Genomic DNA, 13,862 nt, shown 5'->3' on the forward strand with positions numbered 1-13,862 from the left:
AGACACATGGTCGATACGATCGGCATCAACGGCTTGGCTCTTTGCCACAAGAACTCCACCGGCATGACGCGCTCGACATTGCCGGATATTTGCCGCAGCCCGCAGCCGCCTGTGCCCTATACCAATATCGCTTTTGCCCGGGATCTTGCGAAGGGAACGAAAACCGTTTTCTCGCATGGCGGCGTCATGAACGGCATCAAGGGGTCGGAATTCCATGTGTCCTATGGGGACGAGCCGGGTGTCGGCCGAGGCGTCAAATCCAACACGGTGCAGGCCGAGGCTACCTGGCTGACATGGTCACCCAATGTCTTCATGGAAGGGCAGCCCGTCACCCGCCACACCGACAAGATGCTGATGAATCATGGCAACACGATTTCGGCTGGCGGCTTTCAGTCTCGGCCGATCCGTTCGCCGGAAAATGCCAAGGAAACGGCGATCTGCGAGATCGCTTGCTGGTGCTGGGTGACATGGCGCGGCTCCAGCAAGGGTCAGTGGATCGACAACTACGTTAAACCCTGGCGCATGCGATATTCGACCTGCTTCAAGCAACAGGTCGACAAGCAGTACGCAAACACGCAGGCAGGCAAGCCTGGCCATCCGGGCCTCTTGTCGGAAGTGGGTTACTGGGACCCGGACAATCCAAAGAACACGACGGAAAACGGAAAACCGCCGGGAAAGCCGATCGGCAAGGAATCGCCATGGTATAGCGGCGACTGGTACAATATCCGCGGCTCGCGTTGGCTTGACGCCGTCTGGGTCGACAGCTCCGGTGACACCACCGACTTCTGGGATATCAAATTCGGCGACGACAAGGAAAATTCGGCGGCAAAAAACGACGCTTACAGAAATGCGGCCAAGGCGAATGGCGGCGTTTATCATGGTGAATTTTATGTGCCTTCATGGTGCGACGGCTGCCGGGACGAAGAGGACGAGTGGCAGCGAAACAGCGTGTTTAACCAGGCTGCCGACCACTTCAGAAAGCATGGCGTCTATCCAAACGGCGTGCCTTTGCCTGGACGAATGGGCGGCCCTATAATGCCTGTTCCCGTTCCCGTGCCGATCCCTGTCATACCGTAACGTTTGCAAGCTATCCCGACGAAGGGGGAAAAATTGCCTGATCTATCTGAAGCCATGATGCTTGTTACGATTGCGAACAAGGAAAACGATCTGTCGCTCCTGGACGACAAGCTGCACATGGACGACCGAGGCTTGCCGATCCGCTTTGGGATGACGTCGGAATTCATGTTCAACAGCTACGGTAAGCTCGAGGATCGAGAAACGACGGTTCGGCTGGCGGAAGACTACTATAATGCGGCCTCGCCGCATCCGAACGTGTTCGTTCAGGAGGACGATGTCTTCACGCTCAAGTCCGTCAGCGATATTCGTCGTCGGCTGACGACCAGCCGCTCGGACGATGCGACCGTTGGTGAGCTCAGCGAGGAGATGACCGATCCTGAACGGACGCTGAGCTTTTACATCAAGCATCAGGCGCCTGATGAAAATACGTTGATTCCGAGTTATCGGAAATTTTCATGCCTCGTCGATGGGCAAAATTACCGCAGCAGCGGCAGCCTCACCTACACCAATCGCTACAGTGACCTGCTCGACAAACCGGATGCATTCATAGACAATTTCAAGAAGACGTGTGAAGCGCTGAACATATTTTACGCGGTCTCAGGCTGCTCATTACTGGTGTTCACCTACACCAACGCCAGGATGCACACCATGTATCCGCTGTATCGACGCTTTCCGGGCTTGCTCTATGCGGACTCCGGGGGGCTTACGTCCGATACCAAACGCCGTGACGACATCATCCGCGACGTGAACTGGCTGACCGCGATCAATGATGCGAATGTCACGCGGCTAGGTGGGCTCGAAGTGATACGGGCGCAATTGAGCGAAAATATCGTCCTGCACCCTTACAATGGCGGCGTTGTCTTCCAGGCAGGACCGAAGCCCCGCATGGGTGACGTGAATTATGGCGATGTGCCGGAGGCCTATAAGGAGATCAACGCCGCCCTGAAGCCTATTCGCTTCAAGGATTACACAGCTCCCTATTATCTTTCCGTTCCCGATGATGTGAACCGCAGGGAAGCGACCGAAGCCTGGATCAGCCGGTTCGATTGATCCACCGGCTTCTAATGGAGGCGAGACTATCGCCCCCATGAACGCCCGCGCGAGGTCCAGATATGGATTTGGTGGATCGAAACGCTTACGCGCGCTGCACAATCCGTCATTCGAGTTTTCATGCGTAAAGACGGCGGCGCCGGAGACCGTCGGTCATTTCTCCGGCGCGGTCCTCTGCTAGAACGTCCTGATGATGCCCTCGACCTTCGATGTATATTTGGCCAGCGTTTCGCGCATCTCGCTTTGTGACGCTTCGTTCTGATCGATCTTCTTCTCGATCTCTGAGAGTTTGCGCACATAGTCCTTTTGCTGATCGCTGCCTGCGGGCATCACTTTGAGGTTCTCGCGGGTCCTTTCCTGGCTCGCCTGCAGAGCATCATGCTCCGCCGTCGCGCGGTCCAGCTGCTGCCTCATCTCTGATTCATCCTGTTTGGCTTTCGAAAGCTCGCTGAGCTTGCCCTTGATTTTGGGGTCGAGCGCGGAGGAAGACCATTGCGCGAGATCCGCCTCGTCCAGATCGGCAAGTTGATAGGATTCGGCGCCGGCGTGGGTCATAACCGCCTTGACCTCCTTCGTTTCGCCTTTCCCGACTTTGACCTTCAGCCGGTAGTCGGTCGCGCTTTCGCTTTTTAGATCAGGCGATGCAAATTCCCATCCATCGCGTTTGGGATGTTCGATCACAACGGTTCGCTCGCCGTCGGCTGCGCCGTGGATGACATAAGTGGTGTCGTCATGCGTGATATTCTTGGTCGTCAGCACACCGTCCACGACCCTGATTTCGACGGTCTTGATGTCGCTATCCGATGTGGCGTCGACGGTGACTTTCTTATCGAGCGCAAAGCTCGACATCCGCGTGTCGCCGCTTGGCAAGCCGGCAAGATTTGAATCGCCGACGTAGCCACCCTTGTCGTCGTAGACGGTTAGGATTCCACCCGGAAGGCTCACGCCGGTCGAATTTTCAAGAGATACCGCCGAGATCGGATGGCTGTCGCCACGGTCCGGCCGGTAGAGCGAAACGAGCTCGGCCGAAACCTCCTTGTCGACGATGGGAACGGACACCGTGTCGCCGTTGCGGATATCGTAGGTGTCGTTGAGATTGAAGGTGGCCGAAATATCTCCCTCTGATGATACTGCAGATTGCGCATAGGACATTGCCGGCGCTGGAGCCGCCTCGGCAATCGGTGCACTCAGTTTACGAGGCACGGCCCTTGCATCCATCATCGCACCACCGGCCGGCTCGTCGGCTTCGTTCATTTTGGCGAAGCGCGCTCTGTCTCCAGAATCCGCCTTGGGGATACCGACATTGTCAACGCTTACAGGCAGCTCATCGCGGTTTTTCCAGTAAAGGTCGTGGAGCCGCTGGGTCAGCGTCACGGGCGAGCTGGAGGTGAGAACCAGGTGGACGTCCTTCCAGTCCTCACCCGTGGCATTCTCGAGAACAGCCCATGACTGCAGCCTGGCTTTGCCGCCATTTTCGACGACAACACGATAGGCCGTCTTCCACACGGGCGCTGCGACGACGTAGGAAAAATCGACCGCGCGCTTGCCTTCCCCGTCGACTTTGACCACGATATTGCGCGTCGTATCGGTCACGTTGCTTCCGACAACCCCGATCGCCGATGCAATCTTTGCCCGAACCGCCGGATCATCGAATTTCACGGACGACGAGCCGTCCAGTTCATATCTGGCGATCTGGCCATCGTCCTGCAGGAGGTTGAGGAAGAAGGCTTCCTCGCCGTTTGCCCTTTTGTCCGTTTCGACGCCGAGGATCGTGCCTGCTCCCGTATTCTTCCCGCCGATCGTCACCTTGGACCCCTTCAGCGTGGTCAGCAGTTTTGGAAGAGACGCAAGATCATCCGGCTTGAATGGAAGGCTCTTGAAAGTCTCCTCCAGCGGATTGGGGCCGGCGAGCGACAGGTCCTTCACGGTTCCCTTCGGATCGAACACCACGAGCGATTTCAGGATGTCGTTGACCTGATCGAGCGGCACTTCGATCCTGATCTCACCGTTGCCGTCAAGCGAGGCCGTGCGTCGGATTTCGGCAAGACCTCCGGAGGATAAGGTAATCGACTTCACCGGAGAGTTCGTAAGGCCGTCGGCCAGAGACGCCACCGGAGCAAGCATCGCAAGCGTCGCCACGGTCGATAACAGAAATCTGCTGGTCATATGTGTCCTCTCAAAAAGAAAGGGAGGGTTGAAACCTCCCCTGAACATCGCCCCTAGGTGGATTGTAAACCGAGTTCGCGATCCTGGTCCACAGGACATCGATCCTGTCGCCACATGACTCTATCGTTCGAAGAAGGCTGGAAGAGGTCGGCTGATCGATGAAACCGGCAATCTGCTTATCGCAGCAGCCCGAGCCGCATGGCGATCGCGATAGCATTCGGCGTATTTCTTGCTTCGAGCTTGGCGCGCACCGAGCGCAGATGCTTGTTCGCGCCATGGCCTGAAATGCCCATGCGAACGGCAATCTCATTCTCTCTCAAGCCATCGGCTGCCAGTTGCAGGGCGCGACGCTCGCGTGGCGTCACTCCCATCGATGGCGGGTTACGGTCCAACTCTTTGAGCTGTAACGCCCGATCGACGGCGATGCTTGCCAGCAGCGTCACACGATCACGATCGCGATCATCCATCTCAAGATGAGCGCCACTGATCGAAAAGCCGATCGTTGCGCCATCCGGTGTCTGCAACCCAAAGGTAAAACCGTCTTCCAAGCCGAAGTCCCTGGCTTCCCCCATGATGCGCGTGGCCTCGGAAGGCAGGCGCCGCAATGCCATATCCCTCCAGAAGAAAGGCAAATGCTTTTCTCTCACCATCCGTATCGTCGGATCGTGATAGACATAGCCGCTGCGGAAATAGTGGGAGACCCACTCACTTGGCCAGGCGCCAAGAATGATGTGATCCAGCTGCCGGCGCCGCTCCAATCCAAACTTCGGAAACGATCCTGCCAAAACATGCGTTGCGCCGAACCGTCCGATATAGCGCATGACCTGCTGCAGAATATCTGCCTCGGTCTGCGTATCCTCCATGATCGATATGAATTCCATCGCTTCTTTTAGAATTTGGGGCTGGTTGAACTGATCGAAACTCGACCAGATATCGCTTGGCATTTGGAATTCGCCTTATCATGGACTGGCATTTGCCTCTCCAAAATTACGCGATCCTAATATTTGCACAAGTAGGTTCGGCTCGAATCCGTGTCGACATCGGGCGTCACGTCCGGGTTTCGAATTATGCTGGCGGAATCCCGCAACCAGGCCCCAATGCGCTTTGCCAAGCGATGAAGAGAGGCTGCGGGATAGGCCGTCGATTGCGAGATGAACCACTACGCAGCGCGGCGGCGAAGCTCCGTCTTGACAGAACGAAGCTTGGCCAAAGTCCGCTGATCGAATGAGGCTGTGACCGCCACGACGTCTTCTCCGGACACCGTCTGCGGCAATCCGAGCGCGCTCACCTTGAAGTGAAGCTGCAGAAGACGCAGGATCCATAGCGGCTGCATTTCGATGATGACCGTGTCGATATTGTTGGCCATCCCCCATTCGACAAAGCCGGACAGCAGCGCATTGGACACGGCGCTCAGGCCCCGGCCGTGCTCGCGATAGCTAGGGGCGACGCAATAGCGCGTCCACTCCCAGATATTCGCGCCGATCGGCCTTTCCTGCTCGCAAAGCTGCGGCAAGACCTCGGACAGCAAATGCGGCCGTGTCGAGGGCAGCATCCGCTGGTATCCCAAAACCTCACCCTGATCGATGAAGAGCATGTGGATTGCGTCTGCGGTGTCGAACTGGTCGACCTCTCGTCCATCGGCACGCGCAAGATCGGTCCACTTGCGCTCTTCGACAAAGACACGATGTCGCAACCGAAAAGCCTGATCCATTTCCTCACGATATTCGTGGATGTTCTGGGCATTGATGACATGAAGCATGACGATGATCTCCTGTTGCGGCATCATCATCGATCCGCTGATGCACCGACACAGGTACGGAAAAGCGTACCTTATGAAATCACGCCTTTTCTCAGCGCCGTCGCGATCGCATGATTGGTATTGCGCGAACTCAGCTTGTCGCGGCAAGACCGCATATATTTATCGATCGCATGGCTCGTGATGCCCAGGCGGTCCGCAATCTGCCATTCCTTCCATCCTTCGGCCGCAAGCTGAAGCACCTCTCGCTCTCTTGCCGTGAGCTTTAGCTCCGCGCCATTCTGCAGCATCCTGCGGAACTGCAGGCCGCGATAGACGGCAAAGCGGGCGATTACGCCGAGGCTTCGCTTCCGTTCCGGCGATAATTCGAGCCGTTCGCCCGCAATGGAAAAGCCGACGTTCTCGTAGCCGAAACTGGGAATGGTCATGGTGTAGCCGCTGGACAATCCGAACTCCCCGGCTTCACCCATGATCGATATTCCTGATTTAAGCCTCGTGACTTCACCGTCGCTCCAGGTGAAGTTTTCCAGCCCTTCCCGGACCAATTTGATTGTCGGATCCTTGAAGAGATAATCCATGGAAAAATAGCGCGCCGACCAATCGTTCGGCCAGGCGTTCAGCAGCACATGTCCCAGCTGCTGGCGCTTGGTGGCACCTAACTGCGGCATGGTTCCGACGAGCACATTGGTGGCGCCAAATGGCTGCACATAACGAATGAGCACGTCGACCAGCTCCTGCTGCGTCGTCGCCTCCTCCAATTCTGTCAGGAAGTACTGTATTTCTTCGGTGGGGCGGCGGGGAAATATTGGTTTTCCCGGTAATATCCAGTGTTTTGACATGATGTCCTTCTCTAGAGTTGCTTCCCAAGGGAATAACTGCATCCCTGGGGTGTCTAGAGAGAGACTTGCGATCCAGATATATTTTCAGCTGAAGCATAACCAAAGAATTACGCGATTTTATCTCCCGGTCTTCGGGTGTGCTTTGGACAAGGGAGGCTGACGATTTCGTTGAAGGGCGCGACGGCGCAAGGGCAGCCGCTGAAAAGCCGACCTCAAGGCGAAATTCTGGATTTTACCATTAGATCTATGGGTATGATCGCCGCTCGCGGTTATGTATACGAATTAGCTAACAAACAACAGAAGCCGTTCTCTCAGGAGTAAAGAATGCTTCCTGACGATCACATGAGGCTCTACCAGGAAAAGATCAACCGTCGCGAGTTCGATGACATAGCGCCTCTGATCGCCATGGATGCCATTTTCTGGGTCACGAATGATACGTTTTGCGGGATCAAGGCCATACGCAAAGCCTTCGAGACGACATGGCAGAAATTCAACAGCACCAATTATTGGTTCGAAGACCTGATCTGGATTGCTGAGAACGAAAGCATCGCCAGCTGTGTCTACCGGTTTCGCTGGAAGGCCAGCATGGCCGGCGCAGTCTTCGAAGGTCAGGGACGCGGCTCGAGTGTCCTGCGCAAGGAAGGCCCTCGGTGGCAGATCGTCCACGAGCACCTCGGGCGGTTGCCGAGCTGAGGAGATCTTCAAGCGGCTCGCTTGAGCGAAGAATATTCGCAACCGGTTTTGCAGTTGTACGAAATCACGGACACCGGGGCGCCTTGCGGAGCGCCCCGGTGTCATCAGGCATTACTTGGCTGCGTGCGCTTCCGTGGAGATATCGACGCTCAGTTCGTCGCCGATGTAGGGAAGATAGGTCTTGATGCCGAAATCCGAGCGCTTGAACGTCGCCGTGGCATCGAAGCCGACAGCGTCATCCTTGGTCATCGGATGAACGCCCGCCTTGTTGAAGGTGACGTTGAGGGTCACCGGCTTGGAAACGCCGCGGATGGTCAGATCGCCAACGATCGTGCCGTGGGTGTCGTCGGTCTTGGTGAAGGTCTTGCCGACGTAGGTGATCGTCGCAAATTCTGCGGTGTCGAGCCAGTCGGCGCCCTTGAGGTCGGCGTCACGCTGGCTGGAAATCGTGTTCAGGCTGTCGGCCTGGATCGTGACGTTGAGCTTGGAAGCGCCGACGTTTGCGGGATCGAAGCTCAGCGTGCCCGCAACATTGCCGAAAATGCCGAGGACATGCGAGAAGCCGACGTGGTCGATCTTGAACGCAACATGGGTGTGCGTCGGGTCGATCGTGTAATCGGCAGCGAAAGCCGGGGCAGCAAACATGGAGGCGGCCAGAGACGCCAGAAGAAGCTTTCTGTTCATTCGATTTATCCTTTGGTGAGGGGGATTAGGGATGGAATGCGTCGGCGTGGCGCAGATAGGCGAGAACCACGACGACCAGGCTTGGAATGAGTGTTGCCAGTCCGCTGACGAGCTGGCTGAGGCGCATGGAGCGGCTCTGCAACGAGGGAAGCAGGAGGCCAGCCAGCTGTCCGAAAACCAGAGAAAAGCAGAGCAGCAGCAGAAGCAGGAAATCCATCTTGCCGTTGATCAGCGTAACGCTGTCATTCAGTGCCAGAATGCCGCCCAGCCCCGCCAGAACGCCGGTCCAGCCAAGCGTCATCGACGGAAATACGTATGTGACGAGCCCAAGACCTCCGAGACCGGCGGCAAATCCGGCCATCAAGCCTAGACCGGTGGAAGAACCACCAACGAGGGCGATCGGTGCGTATCCGACGGCGAGCGCAAGCAGGATCGCGATGGTCGCGACCGGACCGCGACTTGCACTGACGGGGGCGGAATCGACAGACCGCGTCCACAGCAATGCCGCGGCCCCCGCAACGATGAGGATGATCGCAACAACCGCCAGCCCGAGATCAAGCGCGGTCGTCAGCCGAACATAGCCGATCCAGAAGATGAGCAAGGCAGGCACGATCACGGCGCAGGTTGCAGCCACGCGGCGGCTTTTCAAACCGTAATCGAAAACGAGACCGAGTATGGCGAGAGCGGCGACCGAATAGAACACCTTTCCCGTGGAAGCGATCGGAGGGAAATCCGGGATCGCGCCGTATGCGAGATAATAGCTTCCCAAAAAGATCGCCGCGGGCGTCAGGCGGCCGATCGGCGCGAAGAAGCGCCCGACGACGCCGCCAACAAGGCCGATCGCTAGCCCGAAAACCACCATCATCACGATAGGATTGTCGAATATGGTGGTGGTATCAGGCATGATGATCGTCACTCGATAAAATTCATAAAATTGCGGATGCTACACGGCATGAATGCGTTGCGGCCAAGCGCCGCATGCGCATCTTTGGGGAAAGTGAACTTTTCGCGTTTATTGATCAACGAGCCTTCTGTTGAAGAACCATTTCCTATAAGTTGATGATCCATGGACACATTGACGAGCATTCGCGCTTTCGCCGCGGTCGCGGAATTCAAGAACTTTACCGCCGCCGCTGCGCGGCTGAGCCTTTCCCCGGCCATGGTGAGCAAGCATGTCATGCATCTGGAAGGACGGTTGGGAACACGCTTGCTCAACAGAACGAGCCGGCGTGTCAGCATCACCGAGAGCGGCCTGCTATATTTCAACTATGCCAAGCAAATGCTTGATGGGCTCGATGAGGTTGAGGCAGCCGTCAGCAACGTGACCGTCCTGCCGCGCGGAACTCTCAAGCTCAGCGCACCGGTTTGGGTGGCAAACACGCTCATGGCCCGGGCCTTCGCGGATTACCACCGCCGCTACCCGGACGTGTGTCTCGACATTGATTTGAGCGGCCGTATCGTCAATCTGGTCGACGAAGGTTTCGATCTTGCCCTGCGCGCAACGGCGCCGGAGCGCCTCGATGCCAGTCTGATCGCGCGGCCGATCACGCAAGTGGCCTTTCATCTGGTGGCGTCCCCCGCCTATCTGTCGCGGCGCCCGCGCCCACAGCAGCAAGCAGACCTGAAAGGCCACTCCTTCCTGCGCTACAGTGGGCTCAGCGTTAAGGACAGCCTCATCGTCAACAGCCCCGAGGGTTACGACAAACTCGACTTCCGCACGGTGATGCAGAGCGAAAACGAGATCATCCTGCATCAGGCCGCGCTGGAAGGAATGGGACTGACGTTGCTGCCGACCTGGATGACACAGGAGGATATTGCCGGCGGTCGACTGGAGGTCGTGCTTCCCGATGTCGCAATGTTCAATATCGGCCTGTACGCCGTTTACCCGAGCCGAAAATTTCTCTCTGCCAAGGTCCGCACCTTCATCGATTTCATGGCGGCGCAGGACGCGCTTCGGGCCGATGCAAAAGAAACGGCGCCGCGCGATGGGCATGGCATCATATTCTGATCAAGGCCCATCTTGAATCAATGTCTGCAAAAGGTCTTCTGCCGCGGCGCCTCCATCTTGCCGGAATGCGTTTTGAGCATCCGGGCTGCGCACGGCAGCTACCGCATCTGTTTCGCGTCCGATATGCACGGCAAAATACCATCAGAAAACGCCCTAGCCCTCGGTCGCACCCCTGTCCCAAGCGCCCAGCTTTTAAGGCCATTGGCGTGCCGCTCACGAGATAAAGATAATTTTTTACAAAAGATGTTATCCTCTCCCGACTCATGCTTTATAGGTTGCCATACGGCAGCTAAGAGACTGGGAAGATTGCGAATCATGAAAAAATCCAAGGCTCCGATCGATGTGACCACCCTGGTCAACGCCGCCGATATTCTTTCGCTTGTTGCAAGCGGCGCGGCCACATCGAGAGGCGCTCTGCTCGAGGCTTCCGGCCTCTCGCGCGTCACGGTCACCCAGCGGATCAATGCCTTGTTGAACTGCGGCCTGATCCGCGAGACAGAGGAGACGCTGAAGAGCGGCGGGCGGCCGACGCGTGTGCTGGCATTGTCCGAGAGTGCGGGTATCATCCTTGTCGCCAATATCGGCGAAAAGCACATCCATGTCGGCGTCATGGATATCCAGCCGGCAATTATCGCGCAAAAGACCATCCCGTTATCTTCGCCGGATAGCCCCGCCAACACGCTCGACCAAATCAGGTCCGCCTTCGACGACCTCCTTTCAGATGGCGCAACTGCGAACCGTCTGCTGATCGGCATCAGCCTTAGCCTGCCCACTCCCGTCGATTACAAACGCGGCTGCGTGGTCGGGCCGTCCGTCTTGCCGGGATGGGACGAGTTCGACATCAAGTCCTACATGGGCCTGCGATACGACGCGCCCGTCTTCGTCGAAAACGACGTGAACCTCATGACGATCTACGAGCATCGGCACAATTTTCGCGGCGTCGAGGACATGTTTTTCATCAAGGCGGGCACGGGTATCGGCAGCGGAATCGTCACGGGTGGGCGGATTTTCCGCGGCGCGCAAGGAGCGGCCGGTGATATCGGCCACATTCAATTCACATCCGACGACCCGCCATTATGCCGCTGCGGCAAACTCGGCTGCGTCGAGGCGCGGGCGGGCGGCTGGGCGATTGCAAGGGATCTGACCGAGCGCGGCATTGCGGCGGACAACGCCCGGGACGTGGTCGAGCTGGTCGAAAAGAACAAGCCGGAAGCAATCATGCTCGTGCGCAACGCCGGACGGACCATCGGCGAAGTCGCCTCCGATGTCGTGAGTATCCTCAATCCCAGTCTGATCGTGGTTGGCGGCACGCTGGCGCGAAGTGGCGAATTCCTGCTCTCCGGTGTCCGCGAACTCGTCTATCAGCGCTGTCTTCCGCTTGCGACACGCGAATTGCAGATCGTACTGTCAGACCCGGAAGGCGACAGCGCGCTCTTTGGCGCGGCGCATCTCGTGCTCGAGGATATCTTCAGCAAGGCGAAGGTCGAGACGCTCATCCAGCGTTTTGTCCATAATATGGAAACGGCCCGCGCGGCGTAGCCGGCGGGCCGCAGGAACTTTTCGGCGACGACGGATTAGCGCGCTGCCGTCCACCCCTTATAGTCGGCGATATTGTCAGCCGTGATCAGCTTCGGATCCAGCAGAACCTTGGTCTCAGCCGGCTTCTTGCCCTCGAAGATATCATATGCCAGTCCGAAGGACTGTGCCGCCATGGTGTACGGGTCCTGCGATGCCGTCGCCTTGATCTGCGTGTTGCCGCTCTTGATCAGCTTCTCCGTATCGGGAGCGCCATCCACCGAAGCGATGATGAACTCCTTGCGGTTCAGCTGCTTGGCAGCGAGGTCACCACCGATCGAAGCCGGATCATTGGTGCCGAAGACGCCGTCGATGTGATCCTGCGCCGTCAGGATGCTCTGCATCACCTGCAGGCCGCCGTCGCGGCTGCCGGTGGTGTTCTGGTCGGCGACGATCTTCATGTCGGGATGCTTGGCAAGCACGCTCTTGCAGCCCGCGAGACGATCGACGACTGCCGAAACTTGAACGCCGTTGAGGATGACGATGTTGCCCTTGCCGCCGAGCTTGTCGGCCAGATAGCCGCAGGCTTCTTCACCGGCCTTCACGTTGTTGGTGGCGACGCTGACATCCGCGTTGCTGGCCGTCGTGTCGAAGGCGCCGACGACGATGCCGGCATCCTTTGCCTTCTGAATGGCCGGCACGCTTGCCTTGGGATCGACGGGAACGATCATCATGATATCGACGCCGGCGCCGACAAAACTGTCGATCTGCGAGAGCTGCTTGTTCAGGTCATAATCTGCCGAAACCGCGGTGATCTTGACGTCGGGGTTCACCTTCTTGGCGGCTGCCTTGATGCCTTCGACAGCGGCAACATAGAACGGGTTGCCAAGGCTGCCGACAGATATGCCGATGCTCTTCAGCGGCTTGGCATCTTCGGCGAATGCGGAGGTTGCCAACAGCGCAAAAGCGCCGACCGACAAACGCAATACGGATTTCAGCTTCATTATCTACTCCTCTCAAATGGGCATTTGCCCGAACAAATCCGCCCGAACTTCTTCAGGTGCGGATACCTCCTTTGGCGCGGTATCGATCAAGCGCGACAGCGCCGATGATGACCAAGCCCTTGATGATGTATTGCCAGATGTCCGACACCCCGACGAGAATGAGGCCGTTGGACAGGACGGCGATGATCAGCGAGCCGACAAGCGTGCCCCAGACGGATCCGACCCCGCCGACGAAGCTCGTGCCGCCGAGAATGACCGCGGCGATGGCGTCGAGTTCATAGGCTTGGCCGAGCTGCAGTCCGTTGGCGGCGTAAAGCCGCGCGGCAGACATGGCCCCGCCGAGGCCGGCGAGCAGCCCCGATGTCCCGTAGACAAAGAGCAGAACCTTCCAGAGCTTGATGCCCGTCAGGCGGGCCGCCTCCGGGTTTCCACCGACGGCGTAGATCCATGTGCCGAGCACCGTTCGCGTCAGGATCACCCAGGAAACCAGAATGACGATGAAGGCGATGACAACAAGCCAGGGAATGCCGAAGATGCCGCTATTGCCGATGAAGGCGAAGGGAAGATCGGCGTTGAACACCGTTGTATCGCCGCCGACGAGACGCGCAACGCCTCGAAAAGCCGTCAGTGTGCCGAGCGTGACGATGAATGGCGGCAGCTTGGCTGCCGAGATCAATATGCCATTGAACAGGCCGCAGGCGAGGCCGGCGCCGAGAGCCGCCAATATCCCGAGCATTCCCATGTCGGGGATCAGACTGACGATGAGCGCGAACATAGCCGACATGGCAAGGATGGAGCCGACGGAGAGATCGATCCCGCCCGTCAGGATGACGAATGTCATGCCCGCCGCAAGCACCGTGTTGATCGAGGCCTGCTGCATGACGATGGACAGGTTGTTGACCGAGAGGAAGCGACCGGTGAGCAGATGAAAGCCCACGGCCAGAATGACCAGGATCGGCAGCATGCCCAATGCCTGCAGAGCGGCGCGGACGTTGAGATTTTTCTTGGATGGCGCCTGTGCGGCGTGGCCGGCTGCGGGATCCGTCATGTTTTTATCCTCCATAGCAGGT

13 protein-coding genes are annotated in these 13,862 nt (G+C 57.8%); 5 read left to right on the forward strand and 8 right to left on the reverse strand.

Going from position 1 to position 13,862, the window contains the following annotated elements:
- Window positions 1-6: 6 nt before the first annotated feature.
- The gene (locus HGP17_RS24885; protein ID WP_168813119.1) at window positions 7-1,077 is read left to right on the forward strand and encodes a DUF4150 domain-containing protein; all 1,071 of its coding nucleotides are present in this window, start codon (window positions 7-9) and stop codon (window positions 1,075-1,077) included.
- A gap of 33 nt (window positions 1,078-1,110) precedes the next feature.
- Window positions 1,111-2,127, forward strand: coding sequence for a type VI immunity family protein (locus HGP17_RS24890; protein ID WP_168813120.1), 1,017 nt, complete (start codon window positions 1,111-1,113; stop codon window positions 2,125-2,127).
- A gap of 177 nt (window positions 2,128-2,304) precedes the next feature.
- Here HGP17_RS24890 and HGP17_RS24895 read toward each other — a convergent pair whose 3' ends face one another.
- From HGP17_RS24895 to HGP17_RS24910, 4 genes are all read right to left on the reverse strand, one after another.
- Window positions 2,305-4,293, reverse strand: a complete 1,989-nt coding sequence (locus HGP17_RS24895) for a DUF4139 domain-containing protein (RefSeq protein WP_168813121.1) — start codon at window positions 4,291-4,293, stop codon at window positions 2,305-2,307.
- A 176-nt stretch (window positions 4,294-4,469) separates the two neighbouring features.
- On the reverse strand, window positions 4,470-5,237 hold the full coding sequence (locus HGP17_RS24900; RefSeq protein WP_168813122.1) for an autoinducer binding domain-containing protein: 768 nt from the start codon (window positions 5,235-5,237) through the stop codon (window positions 4,470-4,472).
- Between the two features lie 215 nt (window positions 5,238-5,452).
- Window positions 5,453-6,052, reverse strand: coding sequence for an acyl-homoserine-lactone synthase (locus HGP17_RS24905; protein WP_168813211.1), 600 nt, complete (start codon window positions 6,050-6,052; stop codon window positions 5,453-5,455).
- A gap of 71 nt (window positions 6,053-6,123) precedes the next feature.
- Complete coding sequence (locus HGP17_RS24910) at window positions 6,124-6,888, reverse strand: autoinducer binding domain-containing protein (protein ID WP_168813123.1); 765 nt, start codon at window positions 6,886-6,888, stop codon at window positions 6,124-6,126.
- A gap of 324 nt (window positions 6,889-7,212) precedes the next feature.
- Between HGP17_RS24910 and HGP17_RS24915 the strand changes: the two genes are divergently transcribed.
- The gene (locus tag HGP17_RS24915) at window positions 7,213-7,581 is read left to right on the forward strand and encodes a DUF4440 domain-containing protein (protein WP_168813124.1); all 369 of its coding nucleotides are present in this window, start codon (window positions 7,213-7,215) and stop codon (window positions 7,579-7,581) included.
- A gap of 111 nt (window positions 7,582-7,692) precedes the next feature.
- On the opposite strand, the gene HGP17_RS24920 is transcribed toward HGP17_RS24915, so the two are convergent.
- Together HGP17_RS24920 and HGP17_RS24925 are read right to left on the reverse strand one after the other, a co-directional pair.
- On the reverse strand, window positions 7,693-8,265 hold the full coding sequence (locus tag HGP17_RS24920) for a YceI family protein (RefSeq protein ID WP_168813125.1): 573 nt from the start codon (window positions 8,263-8,265) through the stop codon (window positions 7,693-7,695).
- 25 nt (window positions 8,266-8,290) lie between these two features.
- Window positions 8,291-9,169 carry a hypothetical protein gene (locus HGP17_RS24925; protein ID WP_168813126.1) on the reverse strand — a complete coding sequence of 293 codons (879 nt, stop codon included), beginning with the start codon at window positions 9,167-9,169 and terminating at the stop codon, window positions 8,291-8,293.
- A 162-nt stretch (window positions 9,170-9,331) separates the two neighbouring features.
- Between HGP17_RS24925 and HGP17_RS24930 the strand changes: the two genes are divergently transcribed.
- On the forward strand, window positions 9,332-10,273 hold the full coding sequence (locus HGP17_RS24930; RefSeq protein ID WP_168813127.1) for a LysR family transcriptional regulator: 942 nt from the start codon (window positions 9,332-9,334) through the stop codon (window positions 10,271-10,273).
- Window positions 10,274-10,588: 315 nt separating this feature from the next.
- On the forward strand, window positions 10,589-11,812 hold the full coding sequence (locus tag HGP17_RS24935) for an ROK family protein (protein ID WP_168813128.1): 1,224 nt from the start codon (window positions 10,589-10,591) through the stop codon (window positions 11,810-11,812).
- A gap of 35 nt (window positions 11,813-11,847) precedes the next feature.
- On the opposite strand, the gene HGP17_RS24940 is transcribed toward HGP17_RS24935, so the two are convergent.
- Both HGP17_RS24940 and HGP17_RS24945 read right to left on the reverse strand, forming a co-directional pair.
- On the reverse strand, window positions 11,848-12,786 hold the full coding sequence (locus HGP17_RS24940) for an ABC transporter substrate-binding protein (RefSeq protein ID WP_246704209.1): 939 nt from the start codon (window positions 12,784-12,786) through the stop codon (window positions 11,848-11,850).
- A 58-nt stretch (window positions 12,787-12,844) separates the two neighbouring features.
- Complete coding sequence (locus HGP17_RS24945) at window positions 12,845-13,840, reverse strand: ribose ABC transporter permease (RefSeq protein WP_168813130.1); 996 nt, start codon at window positions 13,838-13,840, stop codon at window positions 12,845-12,847.
- Window positions 13,841-13,862: the final 22 nt, after the last annotated feature.

Origin of the sequence: Rhizobium sp. P38BS-XIX, from assembly GCF_012641435.1 — a bacterium.
Lineage (GTDB): Bacteria > Pseudomonadota > Alphaproteobacteria > Rhizobiales > Rhizobiaceae > Rhizobium.

Bases quoted from the DNA above. Each gene is read 5' to 3' on its own strand.
- HGP17_RS24910 (WP_168813123.1), bottom strand. From the start codon at position 6,888: ATGTCAAAACACTGGATATTACCGGGAAAACCAATATTTCCCCGCCGC.
- HGP17_RS24905 (WP_168813211.1), bottom strand. From the start codon at position 6,052: ATGCTTCATGTCATCAATGCCCAGAACATCCACGAATATCGTGAGGAA.
- HGP17_RS24900 (WP_168813122.1), bottom strand. From the start codon at position 5,237: ATGCCAAGCGATATCTGGTCGAGTTTCGATCAGTTCAACCAGCCCCAA.
- HGP17_RS24935 (WP_168813128.1), top strand. From the start codon at position 10,589: ATGAAAAAATCCAAGGCTCCGATCGATGTGACCACCCTGGTCAACGCC.
- HGP17_RS24925 (WP_168813126.1), bottom strand. From the start codon at position 9,169: ATGCCTGATACCACCACCATATTCGACAATCCTATCGTGATGATGGTG.
- HGP17_RS24885 (WP_168813119.1), top strand. From the start codon at position 7: ATGGTCGATACGATCGGCATCAACGGCTTGGCTCTTTGCCACAAGAAC.
- HGP17_RS24915 (WP_168813124.1), top strand. From the start codon at position 7,213: ATGCTTCCTGACGATCACATGAGGCTCTACCAGGAAAAGATCAACCGT.
- HGP17_RS24945 (WP_168813130.1), bottom strand. From the start codon at position 13,840: ATGACGGATCCCGCAGCCGGCCACGCCGCACAGGCGCCATCCAAGAAA.
- HGP17_RS24895 (WP_168813121.1), bottom strand. From the start codon at position 4,293: ATGACCAGCAGATTTCTGTTATCGACCGTGGCGACGCTTGCGATGCTT.
- HGP17_RS24930 (WP_168813127.1), top strand. From the start codon at position 9,332: ATGGACACATTGACGAGCATTCGCGCTTTCGCCGCGGTCGCGGAATTC.
- HGP17_RS24920 (WP_168813125.1), bottom strand. From the start codon at position 8,265: ATGAACAGAAAGCTTCTTCTGGCGTCTCTGGCCGCCTCCATGTTTGCT.